The 18,539-nt window shown below is 31.1% G+C and carries 12 protein-coding genes and 1 other annotated feature; of the genes, 3 read left to right on the top strand and 9 right to left on the bottom strand.

Annotated features, from left to right (window positions below; all coding sequences use genetic code 11):
* Positions 1–332: 332 nt before the first annotated feature.
* The 4 genes from BMX10_RS12770 to BMX10_RS12755 all read right to left on the bottom strand — a co-directional run bounded on the left by BMX10_RS12770 (position 333) and on the right by BMX10_RS12755 (position 4,601).
* A complete protein-coding gene (locus tag BMX10_RS12770) occupies positions 333–1,463 on the bottom strand; it encodes a tetratricopeptide repeat protein (RefSeq protein ID WP_090444865.1) in 1,131 nt (376 codons plus the stop codon).
* A gap of 29 nt (positions 1,464–1,492) precedes the next feature.
* Complete coding sequence (locus BMX10_RS12765; RefSeq protein ID WP_170834815.1) at positions 1,493–1,987, bottom strand: GNAT family N-acetyltransferase; 495 nt, start codon at positions 1,985–1,987, stop codon at positions 1,493–1,495.
* Positions 1,988–2,051: 64 nt separating this feature from the next.
* A complete protein-coding gene (locus BMX10_RS12760; protein WP_090444859.1) occupies positions 2,052–2,789 on the bottom strand; it encodes a hypothetical protein in 738 nt (245 codons plus the stop codon).
* Between the two features lie 27 nt (positions 2,790–2,816).
* A complete protein-coding gene (locus BMX10_RS12755; protein WP_090444857.1) occupies positions 2,817–4,601 on the bottom strand; it encodes a B12-binding domain-containing radical SAM protein in 1,785 nt (594 codons plus the stop codon).
* Between the two features lie 215 nt (positions 4,602–4,816).
* Here BMX10_RS12755 and BMX10_RS12750 point away from each other — a divergent pair, with 215 nt between their 5' ends.
* Complete coding sequence (locus BMX10_RS12750; protein WP_090444854.1) at positions 4,817–5,407, top strand: zinc dependent phospholipase C family protein; 591 nt, start codon at positions 4,817–4,819, stop codon at positions 5,405–5,407.
* Between the two features lie 162 nt (positions 5,408–5,569).
* On the top strand, positions 5,570–5,770 hold the full coding sequence (locus BMX10_RS12745) for a hypothetical protein (protein ID WP_090444851.1): 201 nt from the start codon (positions 5,570–5,572) through the stop codon (positions 5,768–5,770).
* A 183-nt stretch (positions 5,771–5,953) separates the two neighbouring features.
* Here the strand turns inward: BMX10_RS12745 and BMX10_RS12740 are convergent, their stop codons facing one another.
* From BMX10_RS12740 to BMX10_RS18330, 5 genes are all read right to left on the bottom strand, one after another.
* A complete protein-coding gene (locus BMX10_RS12740) occupies positions 5,954–7,111 on the bottom strand; it encodes a hypothetical protein (protein WP_090444848.1) in 1,158 nt (385 codons plus the stop codon).
* 207 nt (positions 7,112–7,318) lie between these two features.
* Entirely contained in the window at positions 7,319–9,019 is a 1,701-nt protein-coding gene (gene argS / locus BMX10_RS12735; RefSeq protein WP_090444845.1) for an arginine--tRNA ligase, read from the bottom strand.
* A 55-nt stretch (positions 9,020–9,074) separates the two neighbouring features.
* Positions 9,075–9,285, bottom strand: a binding site (T-box leader).
* 76 nt (positions 9,286–9,361) lie between these two features.
* Positions 9,362–9,817, bottom strand: a complete 456-nt coding sequence (locus tag BMX10_RS12730) for a 2-thiouracil desulfurase family protein (protein ID WP_090444842.1) — start codon at positions 9,815–9,817, stop codon at positions 9,362–9,364.
* Between the two features lie 154 nt (positions 9,818–9,971).
* Positions 9,972–12,347: an endonuclease MutS2 gene (locus BMX10_RS12725; RefSeq protein WP_090444839.1), complete on the bottom strand. Its 2,376-nt coding sequence runs from the start codon at positions 12,345–12,347 to the stop codon at positions 9,972–9,974.
* Positions 12,348–12,543: 196 nt separating this feature from the next.
* Entirely contained in the window at positions 12,544–13,380 is an 837-nt protein-coding gene (locus tag BMX10_RS18330) for a L,D-transpeptidase (protein ID WP_090444836.1), read from the bottom strand.
* Between the two features lie 251 nt (positions 13,381–13,631).
* Between BMX10_RS18330 and BMX10_RS12715 the strand changes: the two genes are divergently transcribed.
* Positions 13,632–18,539: an adenylyltransferase/cytidyltransferase family protein gene (locus BMX10_RS12715; RefSeq protein WP_090444834.1), complete on the top strand. Its 4,908-nt coding sequence runs from the start codon at positions 13,632–13,634 to the stop codon at positions 18,537–18,539.

Genomic DNA, 18,539 nt, shown 5'->3' with positions numbered 1-18,539 from the left:
TTCTTTGCTGGCTTTTTCTTCTTACCCTGCGCCCCTTCCTCAGCGGCGACTTTTACTACTATATCAAATATCTGCGGGTTTGTCAATAGGTTTTTGATATTTTACACTGTGTTTAAGTCATTAAAATATAGTTTGGCAATTTTATTTTTTTTTATACATTATATATAGCTTAATATAAACTTAAGAAAAATCCATCCTATGAACTTAATAACAGCTATTATCCCCTAACTATTTTTAGTAAGTGTACTCATTATAAATTATTCTCCAGATATTTTATTCTTTTTTACCTACTACTTTACCTGCAATAAAGATGTAGATTTGTCAAAAAACGATTATTTTAGTCCAGTTATTTTTTTCTTGCATGCAATAGTAATTTCATCATGTGGATTAATATCAAAGGATAAGTTAATATATTTTTCTGCTTTTGTCTTGTCACCTATTTCAAAATACATCATCGCTAGATTACATAATACTTCGCTGTTTTTTTCTTCTAATGCTAATGCTCTATGAAATTCTTCAATAGATTTTTCTATTTCACCAAGGGCTCCATAGCATAGACCTAATTCTACAATGCTATCTACCTGGTTTTCTTTCAGCTCTAAAACTCTTTTAAAGTATTGAAGCGCTACATGAAACGCCCCTAGTTGCCGATGCGCTAAGCCAATGAAGAACAATAAGTTCCACCACTCCTCATACCTTTTCTTCAACTCCTCTAATAGGGGTAAGCCTTCTTGAGGTCTGCCAGCAAGCACTGCTTCATATCCTTTTTCATATTGCACCATATCTTCAACCTCTATAAGCAATGCTTGGAGGTGCTCTTTGTATTTTTCCTCTATTCCATGTTCTATAGCTTTTTCCCAGTGCAACTTTGCTTTAATAAATTGCTTACTATCTTTGTATATAAATCCTAAGTAGTAATAAGCTAAAGGCTCATCTTTCTTTATTAACAATAATTCCTCTAACTTGTCTCTTGCTTCTTTAGTAAACTTTGTATATGTTTTTTTCATTGTAATAAGCTCTTTGTCTCTATATTGTAATACGGTTGTTCCATAATTTATTAGAGCATTGGTGTTCTTGGGATTTATTAAAAGCAAGCATTTAAAGTATATAATACCCTTTATTAGATTATTTACTTCCAGCGCTTGTAATCCTTGAAATAAAATATATTCTTCAATTTTAGGGTTCGCTTTGTATAAAAATTCAATATACTCTTTTTTGTGTTTGAATTTAGAATCTATTCCTAACAAGTATATGATTCCTCTTATTATACTTCCTATAGTAATTACTTCATTTACTTCTTTCTTCTTAATACTCTCTGCTAGTTCTTCTATCATGATAGGCATATCTAACCCATCATGAGGAAGCTTATAGTTCCTTATATTTAACTGTGCGTCGTTCTTTAAGTGAATAAAGGACAATTCCTCTGTCCTTTTTAACAAGTAATCATCTATTAGAAAAATCATTTTTATCCTCCATACATTTTATAATTTATTTATTCCAGTATTTTATGAAAAATGACATCGTCTATATATGTTTTTGTTTTAGCATCAAAATGATGCTGATAGACACTTCCAGAAATAGTAAAGCCACAACATAACATTGTATTGATGGAGGCCTTATTGTTACTATATACATAAGCTCTAGCTAAAGATATATTTTTTTCTTTTTTCTTAATATCATCCAGGCTATACAAAATAAGACTTTTAGCAATATGTCTATTTCTATAATCAGGATCAATTGCAATAGTGATTAAGATACCATGTGATTCATTGCTTAAGCCTCTAACGCCTCTAAAAAATCCTACTATTTTTTCATCAATAATGGCAACATATATATAATAATTAGGCTGATGTAACCAATTTTCAACTTGTTTTTTCTCTACAATATCTACGTATGTAACTTCTGCTGCCTCTTCTTTCAATTTTTTAAACAAAAGCAAAGATTGATGTAAATCATCTTTATTCAACTTTTTATAAATAGTGTTCATTAGGTCTCCTCCATTGAATAGCATCTGCTCGAAATAATTGTAGCGTTATCAACTCTGTAATATATCAAAATTCTCGCATAAATAACCTTTTCCTTCTATTGCTAGTGCTTAATATTTCAAAGAGATATCCTCGATATATCATTGTGAAGGAAAGCCACACTTGGCCTAAGATAAATAGTATCAACCCTATTGGAGATTGGAAGATAATTCTTAGGGATTGAAGAAAAAAGTATATTCCTGTTAATAAGCTTCCCGTTAAAAAATAGAGAACTCCTAGTAAAATTAAATTAGGTGCAAACCATTCTATCCAGTTGTCTTTAACAAATTCAACTGTGTAGGTGATGGTTTCCCATGGATTATAATGTTTCTGATAGATTACCTCAGGTATAGCGTTCAATACAATTAGCACTACTACATTTATAATTAGTCCAATTGCCATCCCCCTAAAAAAAGGTGTCAAAAAAGTATTAAAAATAAGAGATGCAACCCACGCAATAAACATTACTCCCCATACTTTTCTTAAATATACTGTGAATCCATCCTTAAAGTCCTGGAGACCAAATTTATTTTTTCTTATAATACAACTGATTAGATATAAGTAATTAGATACTAGTGCACTAGAGAAAATAATGTGTACCAGCCCTGCTAATATCCAAAAATGAGGCAGCAGCATAGATAATATTATAATCGCTATTGAATAAAACAATCCTGTAAAAATGATAATCCAGTTTTTGTATAAGCTCTCTATAGCATTTTTTGTAACTTTTCTATTTGTATAGAAAATATCCTTTATTATTTCCATTGTTTTTCTCACCTCTTCAATTTTTTATTATATAATGGGTTCTTCCGAGAATTCAATAGTTTTTAATAAATAATACTTGCAATGTTCTATTGCTTTACTTTCTATATCATAATCATATAATAAGACAACCTTACATTTTTCTATATGCTTTAAAGCACTAGGGTTATTTTCTAATTCTAACATATTATATTGAAACTGTTCAAAATGTACTTTTTTTATAATTTGTTTAGCAGGAAGATCGATGTATTGAGGTAAATAGCGCTGTAAATTGTTTGGTTGTTGTAAAAACCTATGACATTTTTCCTTGAATTTAATATCTTTACAAGAAGAAAAGAAATCTGGTAAAGTTGAAGTCTTGTTATACTTTAAAAAATCAAATTTTAGTACCTCTTTAAATACTTCATTGTTTTCAAAGCTTTTATTTAGATAAAAATTCAAAAGAATTTGGTATAATTTATTTCTGCTATGATATTGATGATGATAACCTTCTTCCTCCCAATAAAACCACAGTTCTTCAAAGAATCTAAAAGGACTGCTATAATAATTTGTAATAACAACTTCTATACTGCTACTAAACATCCTGGTATTCCAGAAGGTCTCCACCATCTCTTCTATTCCTTTTAAAACCATAATTTCTCCATAGCTTATAGCATCATTTTCTAGGACTTCATATGGTGGCCTATCATCATAAATATAGTTATACTCTAAGGCTTTTTTTCGAATACCTGAACCCTTTAATAGCTTTAAAAAACCCACTTGAAGTTTTTCAGGTCTTAATGCAAATACATCGTCAAAGGATTTTCTAAAGCTAAAGTAATCTTCCTTAGGTAACCCCACTATTAGATCTAAGTGTTGATGAATATTTTTACCAGAAGAAATTTTTGTAACTACATCTCTTATCTTAGCAAAATCTTTATCTCTTTGTATAGCCTGCAAAGTTTCTGAATTAGTAGATTGAATTCCTATTTCAAATTGAAATAACCCCGCAGGAGCCTTTTTAAGCAAATCTAACATATCTTCATCAAGTAGGTCTGCTGTTATTTCAAAATGAAAGTTCGTCTTACCTTTACTATGCTTAAGGATAAACTGTAAAACATCTATAGCATATTGCTTCTTAGCATTAAATGTTCTGTCTACGAACTTAACCTGTCTCACTTCTTGATCAATTAAATACTTCAACTCTTCCTTCACCATTTCAATAGGTCGAAATCTAACACCTTGAAAGGTTGATGATAAACAGTATTGACAATTAAAAGGGCATCCTCTTGAGCTTTCATAATAAATTATTTTATCTTGGCTCAGCACTTCGTTTTTGTAGGGGAAAATTAGCTCTTGCATTTCTATTGGAGATATACATTCTTCATTGATAAACACCCTGCCTCTTGCACGAAATGCTAAAGAGCGTATCGAAGAGTAATCTTCATCATTGTTAAGGGCATAGATCAATTTAGAAAGAGTAATTTCTCCTTCTCCTATAACTACTATATCTATAGCATCATTTATCTCCATGACCTTTACTGTTTCAAAAGAAACTTCTGGACCGCCAAGTACGATTGTAATCTGAGGCATAACTTTTTTCAATAATCTACTTATTTGATGTACTATTTGTATATTCCAAATGTAACAGGAGAAACAAACAACATCTGGTTGAATTTTATATATTTCATTCATGATATATTCTTGGCTATGATTAATTGTAAATTCCTTTATTTGAATGTTTTCTACAAAGCTTTTTATACTATTGCTCAAGTATCTAATAGCTAGGTTACTATGTATGTATTTTGCATTTATCCCCGTTAGTAAAACCTTCATATAGTATCATTCCTTTTTATATATGTTTTTCTGTATCATGAACATTATAGCACAAATTTCCATATATTAAAGATGTACATTGCTTTATTACCAGTAGATTATCTCTATTTGAATAATGTGTATAATCATAAATTTTATGTGAATCCTATTGTATTATTGCCATTTCTCCAATATAATACTATTGTGTATATAATTCAAAGAAAGGCGGTTCTTTTTTGTTACCACAAAGTCATATTATCATCGCAACAAAACTCCATAGAAGTATCAAAGAAAAATTTTATTTAAATCTAGATATGAAGAATTTGATTTATGGGAGTATCAAACCAGATATTCCTCTTCATTTTAAAGGTCTTAAACACTTTAAACCTCAGTCTTACGAGTATATTACAGATGAAATATATAGGTTGGGAAAACTCTCTTTATGTAACAATACTGAACAAATAAAACTTCTTTCAAAACAAATTGGTATAGTAACCCATTATATTGCTGATTATTTTTGTGTTCCACATAACGATAGGGCTACTTATAAAAATAATTTTCTAAATCACCTTGCATATGAATCAAACCTTCATAAGTTATATAAGACTTATAATAACAAGATTGATGTTCCTAAGAGTTATTTTAATATAGAGAACACAACTTCTCACCCGATTAAGTCTTTAGTTGATACGCTGCATGGAACATATTCCTTGAAAAATGAAAGTCTAAAAAACGATTTGGAAAGTTCTATTGAGGCCGTTGTTATTGTAGGCTTGTATATAGTCTATCATAATATCATTAACTGTACCTATGACATCGCTGCTTAAAAGCTAGTATTGTTAAATGATATAGAGGCACTTAAATATAAGTGCTTTTTTCTTGCTTATATATCCCTTCTCATCAAAAAAAATTTGTAGGAATTTGAAGGTTTTTTTATCTTGTTGTAGAAATATAGTATATAACTTTTTTCACCAGAAGGAGAGAAAAACATGGATGAATTTGCAAAAATATCAGTTGAAGAAATTTCTAAAAGAGACATATTAATGATTATTAAAGCACTTGAATATACAGGTGAAAATACTAAAATTTCCTCATTTCTAGAGCTTAAAAATTCTATAGTTAAACAGTTATGTCTGTTATCTAATACTACTGAAGAAGAATTTATTACCTATTTAGAAAAAAGCTTTTAACCACTAAATAATAAAGTTCTACTGGCTTAGACTATTGAAAAGATCAACAACCTCCAGACTGTTCAAAAATCTTCAGCTTGTAGACACAAAAAACCCAGCTACTGCAGCGTATAGTTAATACGTAAAGGTGCTGGGTTTTTGAAGTGATAAAGAAGATGGAGAATTTTCAGCAATCGAAAAGTTCTACTGTCTTATTTTGTAGTTTAAAAAAGTATATGTTCCTATTTTGGTTTTAACTAATACTTTTATATAGTCTTTTGTTTCGACTTTCTCTATTATACGAATTGTATTTAAAATTGGGTGTTGTAACCTTTCATCTTTTTTAAGTTTAAATATGTCTTGCATTTCTTTGGATTCTCTCTGTTTATCATTATTCTTCCTTTGAATTTGATAGTTTCTTAAATTGTATAAGTATTGACCCATGTTAAAGATAGATTTTTCATCTTTGACTAAGTTTTTCCTTTCATATGCTTCTTTAGAATTTATTCCCCAAAGCCCATAACTTAGAGCCATTATTTCTTTCTTATCTAAAAGTGGTATACCATCTAAACTTTTGGGATTTCCTGATTGTAGTGTAAAATAAAAATCTATACAACTTAATAACATTTCTCTACTGTTCCAAAGACTATTTTGTTTTCTTTTATCGTTTTTGAAGCGATCCAAATCTATAAGAAACTGAATTCTTTCCTTTTCAAATTGTATATTATAGTTCTTAGGTAGTCTTCCTCTAAGATTTTCATTTAATAATTTTAATTGAAGCTGTGTTAAATAGTCTTTTAATTCATCGATGAATTCTTTTTTATTAATAAATCCCTTTTCTAACAACAAATATCCAGATCTTAATAGTATCAATCCAGCTAACAGCACTTGTGGATGTCTGTTTAGATATAATAGATTTTTATAAGCTTCTATTTCTGCTACATGATAGTTTTTATTGGCTATTAAGATAGGGATAATTCTACTTATACTTGATCCACTTGTGTTATTCCAGTAACTTTCGCTTGTATAATAGTCTTTATTATTTAATCGTTCAAGAATAGTGGTAACATTACCATGGCGATAATATTTCCATAACTTTAGTTCTTCATAAAACCGTTGATAATCTACACCAATTTTGAATTCTGAAGCATCATCTATTAAGCATTTAATCATAATTAGTATTAGCTCAGTTATATAGCTATATTGTCCTTTTTGTTTTTCCATAACCAAATCTTTATTATAACAATAAGTAAAGTCCTTGAGGGCAATTTCTTTAGAATTTGTATTCTCCATGAGAAAGCCTAAAGCATCACCATGTGCCATCCATAAAAGACTATTTATTATTTTTCCCTCTGTAGTCAAACCTTTTCCTCCTAAACTTTTTCTATGTGCTTTTATTCTTTTATTATAGTATAAAGAGACAATTTATACAAAATCTCGCTATTTTTTGTTACTTAAAATAGTATAGAAAACTACTGAGTACCTTTTAAAATCAAAATATAAAAAAATCCAGTTACCAAAGCGTATAAAGAAATACACAAGGATACTGGATCTTTCTACAGTTCTATATTACATTTTTTCAGGCGCTTTTATCCCTAAAAGATTCAATCCTATACCGATAACCTGTCTAACTGAAAATACAATGGCTAGACGTGCCCTTTTGATTTCTTTCTCTTCTACTAATACCGGATGATCATGATAAAAGCGATTAAAAGCTTGTGCAATATCAATAATATGTCTCGTTATGATAGAAGGTTCATTCTTCCTTTGAGCATCTTTAACAACTTCAGGAAATTGTTGTATACCTCTGACAACCTCCATTGTAATATCATCAGTCAGTAAAGCTGAATTTATCTCTATGTCTACTGGAACATCAGCCTTTCTCAGAACACTGCTTGCTCTCGCATAGGTATATTGAACATAAGGTCCAGTTTCCCCTTCAAAATTTAATACTTTATCCCAAGAAAAAGTATAATCCTTTATCCGATTATTTGACAACTCTTGAAATACTATAGCGCCTACTCCCACATCCTCTGCTACTTCCTCAAGATTTGAAATGTTTGGATTTTTGTCCTTAATTATTTCCTTGGTTTTCTCTATTGCTTTTTTTAGTACATCTTCCAAAAATACTACTCTTCCTTTTCTAGTAGCAATGGTACCTTCCTCTAGCCTTACCAGTCCAAAAGGAACATGTAAACAGTCCCTGGCCCATTCAAACCCCATCATTTCAATTATCTTTATCCATTGCTCAAAGTGTAGATTTTGCTGAGAAGCTACTACATATATGTTTTTATAGAAGTCATAGGTTTCTTTTCTATAGATTGCGGCTGTAATATCTCTAGTAATGTATAACGTTGACCCATCTTTTTTTCTAATTAATGCAGGAGGTAACCCATAAGATTCAAGATTAACTATATCTGCCCCTTCGGATTTTTCTAATACATTTTTCTCCTCCATCATTTTTAATACCTGAGGCATTTTATCAGAATAGAAGCTTTCTCCTGCCAAGGAGTCAAAAGAAATGCCTAGCAGATTATATACTCGATTAAATTCCTCCAAACTTACATCTCTAAACCATTTCCATAGTTCTAAAGCTTCTGCATCACCATTCTCTAATCTAGTAAACCACATTCTACCTTCTTCTTCCAATGCTGGGTCCTTCTCAGCTTCATCATGAAATTGTATATATAGCTTTAATAAAGTGGGTATAGGACTTTCTCGCACTTCCTCTTCATTGCCCCATTTTTTAAAGGCAACAATTAATTTTCCAAATTGGGTTCCATAATCTCCTAAATGATTTATAGCAATGGTATTGAACCCTAGAAATTTATAAATTCGGTTAATAGAGCTTCCGATAACAGTACTTCGAATATGTCCTATATGGAACGGTTTTGCAATGTTCGGAGAAGAAAATTCTACAATAACGTTTTTACCTTTTCCTAAATCATCACTCCCATAAAGCTCTTTTTTTACAAATACTTCTTTCATTGTCTCTTCTACAAGAATAGCCTTATGGACAAAGAAATTAATATACCCCCCCACCTGTTCTATTTTTTCGAAATATGTAGTTGGTTTAATTGCATTAACAATATCTTTAGCAATCAATGGGGGCGCCTTTCGAAAAGTTTTCGCTAGTTTAAAGCAAGGAAAAGCAAAGTCACCCATCTGAGGATTTGGTGGTATTTCTATCATAGATAAAATTTCCGATTCCTCTGAATCCGCTATGTTTTGCTTGAGGATATCAACTACTAATTTTTTAAAATCTACCATTATTCAACCTCCTAGATCAATAGTTTTTTAGAAAACAAAAACTCTCATCCCTATGTTTAGAGACGAGAGTATTATCCCGTGTTACCACTCTGATTGGCATCATGCCCACTCTTATTTCAAATAACGGTGAAAACCGCCTTGCCCTACTAAATAGTTTCGGACAGGACCTCAAAGGTGCGTTTCAATGCAAAACTGTATCAGACTTCCACCAACTCTGACTCGCTGTAACAACATATTACATCTACTTTCCTTATCATGGGTATATCTCTATTTTTACTTTGTTAATTAATATATCATATATTTTTGCAACAATCAACAAATTTATGCCTAAAGAATCTGTGTCTATGATGTTATAGGATATTCTTCATCTGAATATATCATAATACCGTTTTTCTTAAGAATAGCAGTAGTTACTCCACATCCCTTTCTAAAAACATTGGAAAAGGTTCCGTCATATATTTCACCGACTCCACAGGAAGGACTTCTTGCCTTTAAAATCGCTTCACTAACCTCTAAGCATTTGGCAATTTTCAAGGTTTCTTTTGCTCCTCTCACAAAGGCTTCTGTTACATCCTCACCATTTTTATTGATAATTCTTGCTTTGCCTTCTAAAACATCTTCCCCATCTCCTCCTTGTATTTCTGCCGGTGGTCTAGGAGTTGTTAAGCCACCTAATTGCTCTGGGCATATTGGAATAAAACTATCCTCCCCAATAGATTTCAAAATAGAAGGCTTTTCATTATTCTTTCCATTATATCTACAATTAACTCCCAGTAGACAAGCACTGATTAATTTCATTTTATCACCTAATTCTTAATAATATTTTTAAAAACTTAATTAAAGATTTAAAGCCTCTGAATCAGGGAATTACTTAACATCCTTAATATAATAATATAGAAATCTCCTAAAAAATTCATGTTTTTAATTGAAGGATTTTGAGATGATAAAAAGTTTACTTTAATTCTACAATCGTAACCCCAGCTCCACCTTCTCCGTATTTACCATCCCTATGATCCTTTACATGCTTATGCTTTCTTAGCATTTGCTTAATTCCAGATTTTAGAACCCCCGTGCCTACTCCATGAATAATTGTAATTTCAACAAGTCCAGCTAGATAAGCATCATCTAAATATTTATCCACCTCCATAAAGGATTCCTCTAAATTTTTACCTCTGATGTCCAATTGATTTTTTATATTGGTTGCTTTCTTCTTTGCAATTTTAGCTATACCTTTTTGTCTATTCTCTCCTTTTTTATCAACTCTTTCTAAGTTTGAAACAGGTATATTCATTTTCATAATGCCTACTTGTATATACACCTCATTATTTTCATTTACTGGAGCAAGAACATGTCCAGCTTGATTTAAGGACAAGACTTTCACAGTTTCTCCCGGTTTAAGATTCAAAGGTGGATTTTTACTGGTTTTTGTTAGTATGTTTTCTTGAAAACCTTCTGCTAAATTGTGCATTTTATCATCTATTTGTCTTTTAGCTTCATTTATTTTTTTATTTATAGCTTTTTCTTCTTCTTCTAATTTCATCTTTCTTAAATTATCTATTATTTCTTCAGCCTCTTGTTTAGCCTCTTTTATTATTTTAAAAGCTTCTTGTTTTGCTTCCTTAATATGCTTTTCCCGTTGATGTTCTAATTTTTCCTTCTTTTCTAGATAATTCTTCAGTAAATTCTCTGCTTCAATTCTTATTTTATTGGCATTTAATCTATCCTTTTCTGCTTCTGTTCTATTTTTTTCGATATTCTGCAGTAGATCTTCAAATTCAATATTTTCAGTAGTCAATAAAGTTTTTGCTTCTTCTATCAAGGTATGCGATAAACCTAATTTCTTTGATATCTCAAATGCATTAGATTTCCCAGGAATTCCTATCAATAGTTTATAGGTGGGCCTTAAGGTTTCAACATCGAATTCTACAGATGCATTTTCTACATTGTCCTTCATTAAAGCATACTGCTTTAACTCGCTATAATGGGTAGTTGCTATTGTAGAAACCTTTAGATTATTTAAATGGTTAAGAATAGCCATTGCTAATGCTGCACCCTCTGTTGGATCTGTCCCAGCCCCTAATTCATCTAATAATACTAATGTATTAGGTGTAATTCCTTCTAAAACATTTACAATATTCGTCATATGTGAAGAAAAAGTACTTAGGCTTTGCTCTATACTCTGCTCATCTCCAATATCAGCGAAAATGTTATCATAAACTGCTAGCTTTGTTCCATAATCTGCTGGTACATGTAAACCACTTTGAGCCATCATAGACAATAAACCCACAGTTTTTAAAGTAACAGTCTTGCCTCCCGTATTTGGTCCAGTAATCACTAAAAGTCGAAAATCTTCACCTATCCATATATTTGTTGGCACTACTTCATCTTCCTTCAATAAAGGATGCCTGCCATTTTTTATCCTTATAAGCCCATCTTTATTTAAGCTGGGCTCAATTGCCTTCATGGCCAAAGATAGCTTTCCTTTTGCAAAAATAAAATCTAGTTCCTGTAAAATACTTTGATTGCTCTTGATATCTTCTCCTCTTTCTGCTATCATTGAGGAAATTTCCATTAGTATTCTTTCTATTTCTTTCTTCTCTTTAAGCTTTAGTTCTTTTAATCCATTGTTTAGCTCCACAACCGCCATAGGCTCAATAAATAGAGTAGCCCCACTTGAGGATTGATCATGTACTAATCCTGGGAATTGTCCTTTATGCTCTTGCTTTATTGGTACTACAAACCTATCCTGTCTGATGGTAACAATGGTATCCTGTAAATATTTTTGATAAGTGGTGGAACTGATGATACTATTTAATTTGTTCCTAATAGCATCATTTTTACTGGATATAGAACGACGAATACCCTTCAACTCTGACGAAGCATTATCAGATATTTCTGTTTCACTTACTATGCATAGATCAATTTTATCTTCAATCTCCTTAACAGTTTTCAGTGATTTGATTAATCCCCCAACAATGGATTGTTGCTCTTGCTCTTTATCCTCTTCCTTCATAAATTGTTTTAGTCTTCTAGCAACAGCTAGTGTAGCTTTCAAATGAAGCAATTGACCAGGATCTAGATAAGATCCAATTTCCGTTCTTCTAACTAGCGATAAAATATCATGTATTCCAGTCAGAGGAGGATTTCCTTTTCTAATAAGAATACTTTGTGCCTCACTAGTTTCCATCTGAAGAATTTTAATTTTATCAAGATTATTTATAGGCTGTAACCCATAACTAATATTTTTGCCTAATGAAGATACGCATTTTTCTCCTAATAAATCAATAATTTTTTTATATTCTAGTACTCGAATACTTTTCTCATTCATCCAATATCACCTCTTGAAGCCTTATTGTATTTTACTAGTTATCTTTCTATCCTATTTATTGTATCATATTACTTTTCTCCCATATATTCAAGTTTCTTCTTTTACACAAAAAAAGATACGGTTTCCCCGCATCTCTTTAAAAATATGGTTATACCTTTAGATAAATTTATCTTTTTTACTAAAAAAGATCATGAAATCATTCTAAATAGCTTTTATTATCTACTCCCCATTTTTTTAGTTCTTCATGACTTCCTATCCACACAGGTGTATGTACATTCACTTGGTTATATAATTCCTTAACATCTGTATTGATCATACGTATGCATCCATAAGAGACATTTGTACCTATTGAATAGGGAGCAGCATTCCCATGTATCCCATAGCCACCACCTGATACAGATATCCCAAGCCATCTTCTACCTAATGGATTAGTAGGTGCTCCGCCTTTTTGAGGCTCATATTTTCCCCCCATGCCTCCCCAATATGGATCTACCACTTTGTTGGTAATGTAATACTTCCCACTTGGGGTTGGGGTACTTGATTTTCCAATGGCAACAGCATATTTTTTTGCCACTTGATTTCCCCTATAAAGTGTAAGTATTCTTTTAGTTTTATTGATTGTTATCCATTCATTGTCAGTAGGAGGACTTGCAATTATATCTGGATACTTATATCCCTCATCTTCCATCCTTTTATGCAATGCACTTGTGGATTCCTTACCAAAATCAGCATCTACCTTGAGATTATGGTCACCCTGGAAACGAAGAACTGCATTTCTTAAATTTATTTCTTTATTAGAATAATCTTCATGATAATAACCTAATTCTTTCAGAACTTCTTTATAGTCAATTTCTTTTTTTACTTCTTCTTCTATTTTAAAGTTATTTTCTTCTATTTCATCATGAGTTTCTTCTATTACTATTTCACTCTCTAGTAATTCATTATCTATTACAATCTCACCTTCTAATAATTCCTTCTCTATTACTATCTCATCCTCCAGTAGCTCCTTCTCTATTACTATCTCATCCCCCATTTCTACATGATAGTTTTCTAATGTACCACCTACTGATGATGTTAATATGGTGGCGGTAATGCATAAGGATATCAGTTGCGTTATTATAGTATCACCTCCCGGCTCTATAATTTTTATTAATCACAGAAGTTTTTTATGCCAGTTTTTTGAGGTGAATCATTACTTTATTAAAAAAATTCAAAATCTTTCTTTATTAATAGAAAGAATAGGATATAATTATTAATAAATAACTTTATACAGGGGGAAAAAATATGGATATAAGTGAAAAGAAAAATATATACGATGGAATTTGTAACGCCCTCTTTGAGAAGGATTTTTTAGAGGAATGCCTTATTAGCAAAGCAATCATTAAAAAGCATGTTGAAGACCCTAATTTTATTAATAAGCTACATGAAATCCTAGAAAATAGCGATTTTAGCTGCAATGCCACTTTCCATCTATGCGAAAATTTTTTAAAGGAACTTTGGGGAAAAAACATGCCTGCAAAGCCACTTTTCTACATATATCAATTTACACTTAGCCTGTCTTTTCCGAACTCTGTTGAGATTGAGCTAAATAGCTCTTTAAATGGTGGTTGCTACATTTATTTAAAGGTTCTTAGAATTATATCTAGTTACCAGAAAATATACGAGAAAGATAGCTTTCAGAGCTTATTTCCTTTGCATCTTTTATCGCCTGATGAAGAGAATAGTTTAATGAATACCATAGAATATAGAGCTTTTGTTAGTAGTTTTAATAGAGAATATATTTACGAGATGATGAAGCTAAACTATGAAATTGTTGGTCATAATACTCTGGATCATATATGTGGCGTACATTATCTTTCAATGTTTATTGCTAAACAGCTATTATCTAGAAATATTCCTTTAGATCTAGGTAGAGTCTCAGGTGCCGCAGCTGGCCATGACATTGGCAAGTTTGGATGTAGAAGTTTTGAATCTAAAAGAGTAGCTTATCTTCATTATTACTATACTGATCAATGGTTCAAGAAAAATAATATTCCTTATATCGGTAATGTTGCTTTGAATCATTCTGTTTGGGACTTAGAGTTAGAAAATTTATCTCTTGAATCTTTAATCTTAATTTACTGTGATTTTAGAATAAAAAATATAGTTGGGTCTAATAAAAAAGATGAGATGCAGATGATTGGTTTGAAGGATGCCTTTGATATCATACTAAGCAAATTAGATAATGTTGATGAGAGTAAAGAAAAAAGGTATAAAAGAGTTTATATCAAATTAAAAGATTTCGAAGATTTCATGTTAAGTATTGGTGTCAATATTGATCCTAAAGCTATAGAAAACAATGCTACATCAGATACTAAGAAAATATATGCCTTGATGCATAGTAAAGCGATTACAAATCATCTAAAATATATAGCTATTCATCATAACATTAATTTAATGCATAGATTTGGAGATGAAACCACGCTAAATGAAATTATTGAAATCGCAAGAACTCAGAAGGACCCTAAAGTACTTAGAGAATACTTAGATATTTTTCAAGAGTATTCAACCTATCTAACACAGAAACAAAAAATTATAGCTATGAAATTTCTATATGAAAAACTAGTTCATCCAGAGGAAGATATTCGTAAGCAAAGTGCTCACATCATAGGTAGTTTGATTGCTTTATTTGATGAGAACTATCGTAAGGAGATTCCTGAAGGCTTATCTTTAGAAACACCAGAAATAACTAGTGGAGAATTATTTAATCAATATATAAAACTATTTATGTATCCTGACCATAAAATTATTCCTATACATCGTCGATGGATTAAAAACAGTATAAATACATTAGTAAATTCTTTGTTTGAGCAATGTGAAAGAAGTCAACTAAATCATTATAAGGACATTATCCTAAAATATTATGATGGTACAATTACTCATGATGCAGATATAAAAATAATATTAATGCAAACACTTAAGTGTATTCCATGGCAACCTCAATGTAATTCTCATAATCAAGCCTTAAGCTATACTTTTAATGCTTTAGAAGATATGAATGCTGATGTTAGGATTTCAGCTTTAGATACATTGAGCTATTTAGTTTCCTATATTACTAAAGAAGATACAAGCTATGAATTATTAACGAAGTTTATTTCTGAGGTTCAGATGTCTATTGTCCCGGCTGAAAACTATCTATATCTAAAGATTGCAGATGCCATATCGGTTCCTTCTGAGGTATCTGATAGATTATACGGTTTTTATCAACAGGATATCAATAAAATCTCTGATATGTTCTTGGATAATCTTAAAACTGAAACCAATTGGGTTGCAAAAAAATTTCATGTTGAGTTATTATCAAAATATGCCATTAAGAACGCTATCGTTGATAAGTTATATATTGCTATGCATTTTTGTAACCTTTTAAAGGTAAGTTCTGTTGAAAATGTTCGTAGTAGAGCTGGAGAAACCTTAGTAAAGGTTTTTCCACATCTTCCCATTGAACAACGTAATGATATTGCTATTGAGTTGCTTCGCACCCTTGAAATAGAAGGTGCTCAGTTCACGAAATATATCCCAAATTATTTGGGTCAAATTATTATTTATCTTAAGCCATTGGAATTAGATGAAATTATTGAGGATTTAATCGAAAAAATTAAACATGCTAATACACAAATAAATTCCTTATTACTAAAAACCATTGGTGTTTTCATCGTAAATTATCCCAAATATAAGGAAATATTTAAAGAGGATGAAGAAAAATATAATCAACGTTTATCTAAAATGCTAGGTATTCTATTGAACGGTTTAGTACATGATCATCATCAAATAAAACAAGTATCCTTTAGTGTTATTGGGAAAGATGTATTTGGCTCAAACATCCTTACTCTTGAAGAAAAACACTATATATTTCAATTAATCGCAAAAAAAATCCTTATACTTTTGACAGACGCTGAGGAAACTGAATTATTATTTCTCACCAATTCCGCTGGTTTAAATCATATTTACCGTTTTATTTCTGACTATAAATTTTTATACGGTGATATAGAAGTACAGTCCACAAAAAAAATTGCTTTTTTTCCTGGGTCATTTGATCCCTTTACCTTAGGACATAAAGAAATAGCTAAAGAGATAAGAGATCTAGGCTTTGAAGTTTACCTGGCAGTTGATGAATTCTCTTGGTCAAAACGAACACAACCAAGCTTAATAAGGAAAAATATTATGAATATGTCCGTAGCAGATGAAATGAATATTTTTATCTACCCTGAAGACTTTCCTGTAAACCTTGCTAATGCCGAGGATTTAAATAACCTGAGAGAAAATTTCAGTCATGCAGAGGTATATATCGTAGTAGGCAGCGATGTTATACTTAACGCATCAGCTTACAAACAGCTTCAGAAAGAAAAAGGTATTACTCATTTTGCACATATTATTTTTGAAAGAAGAAACGATGATTATAATAATGAAAAAATGTCCGATTTAGAGGATCGATTAAAACATATTCAACAACCGGTTATAAAGCTAAACCTTCCTCCTCAATATGAAGATATCAGTTCTACGCAGATTCGAAACTATATCGATGACAATAGGGATATTTCAAAATTAATAGACCCATTATCTCAAAAATATGTATATAATAACAACCTGTATAGAAGAGAACCACAGTACAAATCGTTATTACAAACTATTACTGTAAATATAGAAGTGAGAGATAGCTTTGATTATGAATTAATTAATGGTTTAGCATCTGTTTTTCATAATAATTATAACGATGCTTTTAAAAATATTGAAACAGCTAGTAGAAAACCCAATGCTCGTATTGTTCTAGTTAAAGATGTAAAAGAAAACGGGAAAATCCTTGCTTATTCAATTTTTCACTGGCTTCCATCTGATATGATTTATCAAGAGTTCAAAGATAGTCATATTTCCCAATGTATAAGAGAAAGCTATACCGGTAGAATTATCCTTTTAGATGGCATTTTTATTAGAGATGACGTGCCTCTTGATAATTTATATCAAATTATCCTTACTGAGACACTAGCCTACTCTATAAAAAATGATTATAGTTATGGTATTTTTACTAATAATATTCAAGATACTACACCTTCTGAATTAAACAGAATTCTAAAATATCATGGTTTTCAAGATTTACCATATGCCAAGGGTAAAACTCCTGTGTTAGCAGTGAATATGACGAATCCTTGTAGTTTGTATCTTGATATCCAAACTATTATCAAAGAACCTTTTCGAAGTAACGAAAATGTGCAATCCGTTATAGCAAGTTCAAGAAAGAAATTACAAGTAGCCCTTACTAAGTTATATCCCGGAAACCTGGTTATTTCTTTTGATAGAGATATCGTAGAGGAAACCCTTGTTAAAAAGATATGTAGAGAGAATGGCGTGCCTCCTGTTCCCTTAAGTCCAAGGATATTAGGCCCTGCCATGTGTGTTCCCTTCGGCAATATATTAAATAGGGCCATTGTCCCAAATACTGTTACTAAAACCTTACATACCGAAAAAATGTTTGACCCTGATATGCAGCGTTTTACAATAGGTCCTTTTCCCTACTATTTAGACCTAACTAAACAAATTAGAGTCATCCACTCATTCAATAAACCAGTTATCTTGGTAGATGATCTTTTGAACAAAGGATATCGTATTAAAGCTATAGATCCTATACTAAATAGTGAGAACATCCATGTAAAGAAAATAATAGTAGGTATGCTGTCGGGAAGAGGAAAAGAGTTGATGGAGATTCAAAATAGAGAAGTTGATAGTGCTTACTTCATCCCCAAATTGCGTTTATGGTTTAACGAAGCACTATTTTATCCTTTTATTGGTGGTGATACCCTTTGGAGAGGAGTATATCCTAAGAAAAATTTAATTCCTTCTATTAACTTAATATTGCCTTATACATCTCCCACTTTTATTAAGGGGGTTACTGCTGAAAGCTTATACAATTTATCTTTAGTATGTATAGAAAATGCTTTAGACATTTTAAGAATATTGGAAATGGAGTATCAAAAAATTAATGAACGAAAACTTACACTTTCTTTGCTAGGTGAAGTATTTTTATATCCAAGATCCCCAGATCAGGGTGAGAATTTATCTTATGATTTCAATGTAAACCCTTCTATACATTTAGAAAAAGATCTGGAGATGCTTCAACGTCTTGAATATAGCTTTATTGCTAATTATGAAAGGAGGAAATGA

Source organism: Natronincola peptidivorans (genome assembly GCF_900111615.1).
GTDB classification, from domain to species: domain Bacteria; phylum Bacillota; class Clostridia; order Peptostreptococcales; family Natronincolaceae; genus Natronincola_A; species Natronincola_A peptidivorans.
This window is presented reverse-complemented; position numbering and strand designations above follow the sequence as displayed.

Coding starts and splice junctions, on each gene's coding strand:
- BMX10_RS12770 (WP_090444865.1), bottom strand. CDS start 1,463: ATGATTTTTCTAATAGATGATTACTTGTTAAAAAGGACAGAGGAATTG.
- BMX10_RS12765 (WP_170834815.1), bottom strand. CDS start 1,987: ATGAACACTATTTATAAAAAGTTGAATAAAGATGATTTACATCAATCT.
- BMX10_RS12760 (WP_090444859.1), bottom strand. CDS start 2,789: ATGGAAATAATAAAGGATATTTTCTATACAAATAGAAAAGTTACAAAA.
- BMX10_RS12755 (WP_090444857.1), bottom strand. CDS start 4,601: ATGAAGGTTTTACTAACGGGGATAAATGCAAAATACATACATAGTAAC.
- BMX10_RS12745 (WP_090444851.1), top strand. CDS start 5,570: ATGGATGAATTTGCAAAAATATCAGTTGAAGAAATTTCTAAAAGAGAC.
- argS (WP_090444845.1), bottom strand. CDS start 9,019: ATGGTAGATTTTAAAAAATTAGTAGTTGATATCCTCAAGCAAAACATA.
- BMX10_RS12730 (WP_090444842.1), bottom strand. CDS start 9,817: ATGAAATTAATCAGTGCTTGTCTACTGGGAGTTAATTGTAGATATAAT.
- BMX10_RS12725 (WP_090444839.1), bottom strand. CDS start 12,347: ATGAATGAGAAAAGTATTCGAGTACTAGAATATAAAAAAATTATTGAT.
- BMX10_RS18330 (WP_090444836.1), bottom strand. CDS start 13,380: ATGGGGGATGAGATAGTAATAGAGAAGGAGCTACTGGAGGATGAGATA.
- BMX10_RS12715 (WP_090444834.1), top strand. CDS start 13,632: ATGGATATAAGTGAAAAGAAAAATATATACGATGGAATTTGTAACGCC.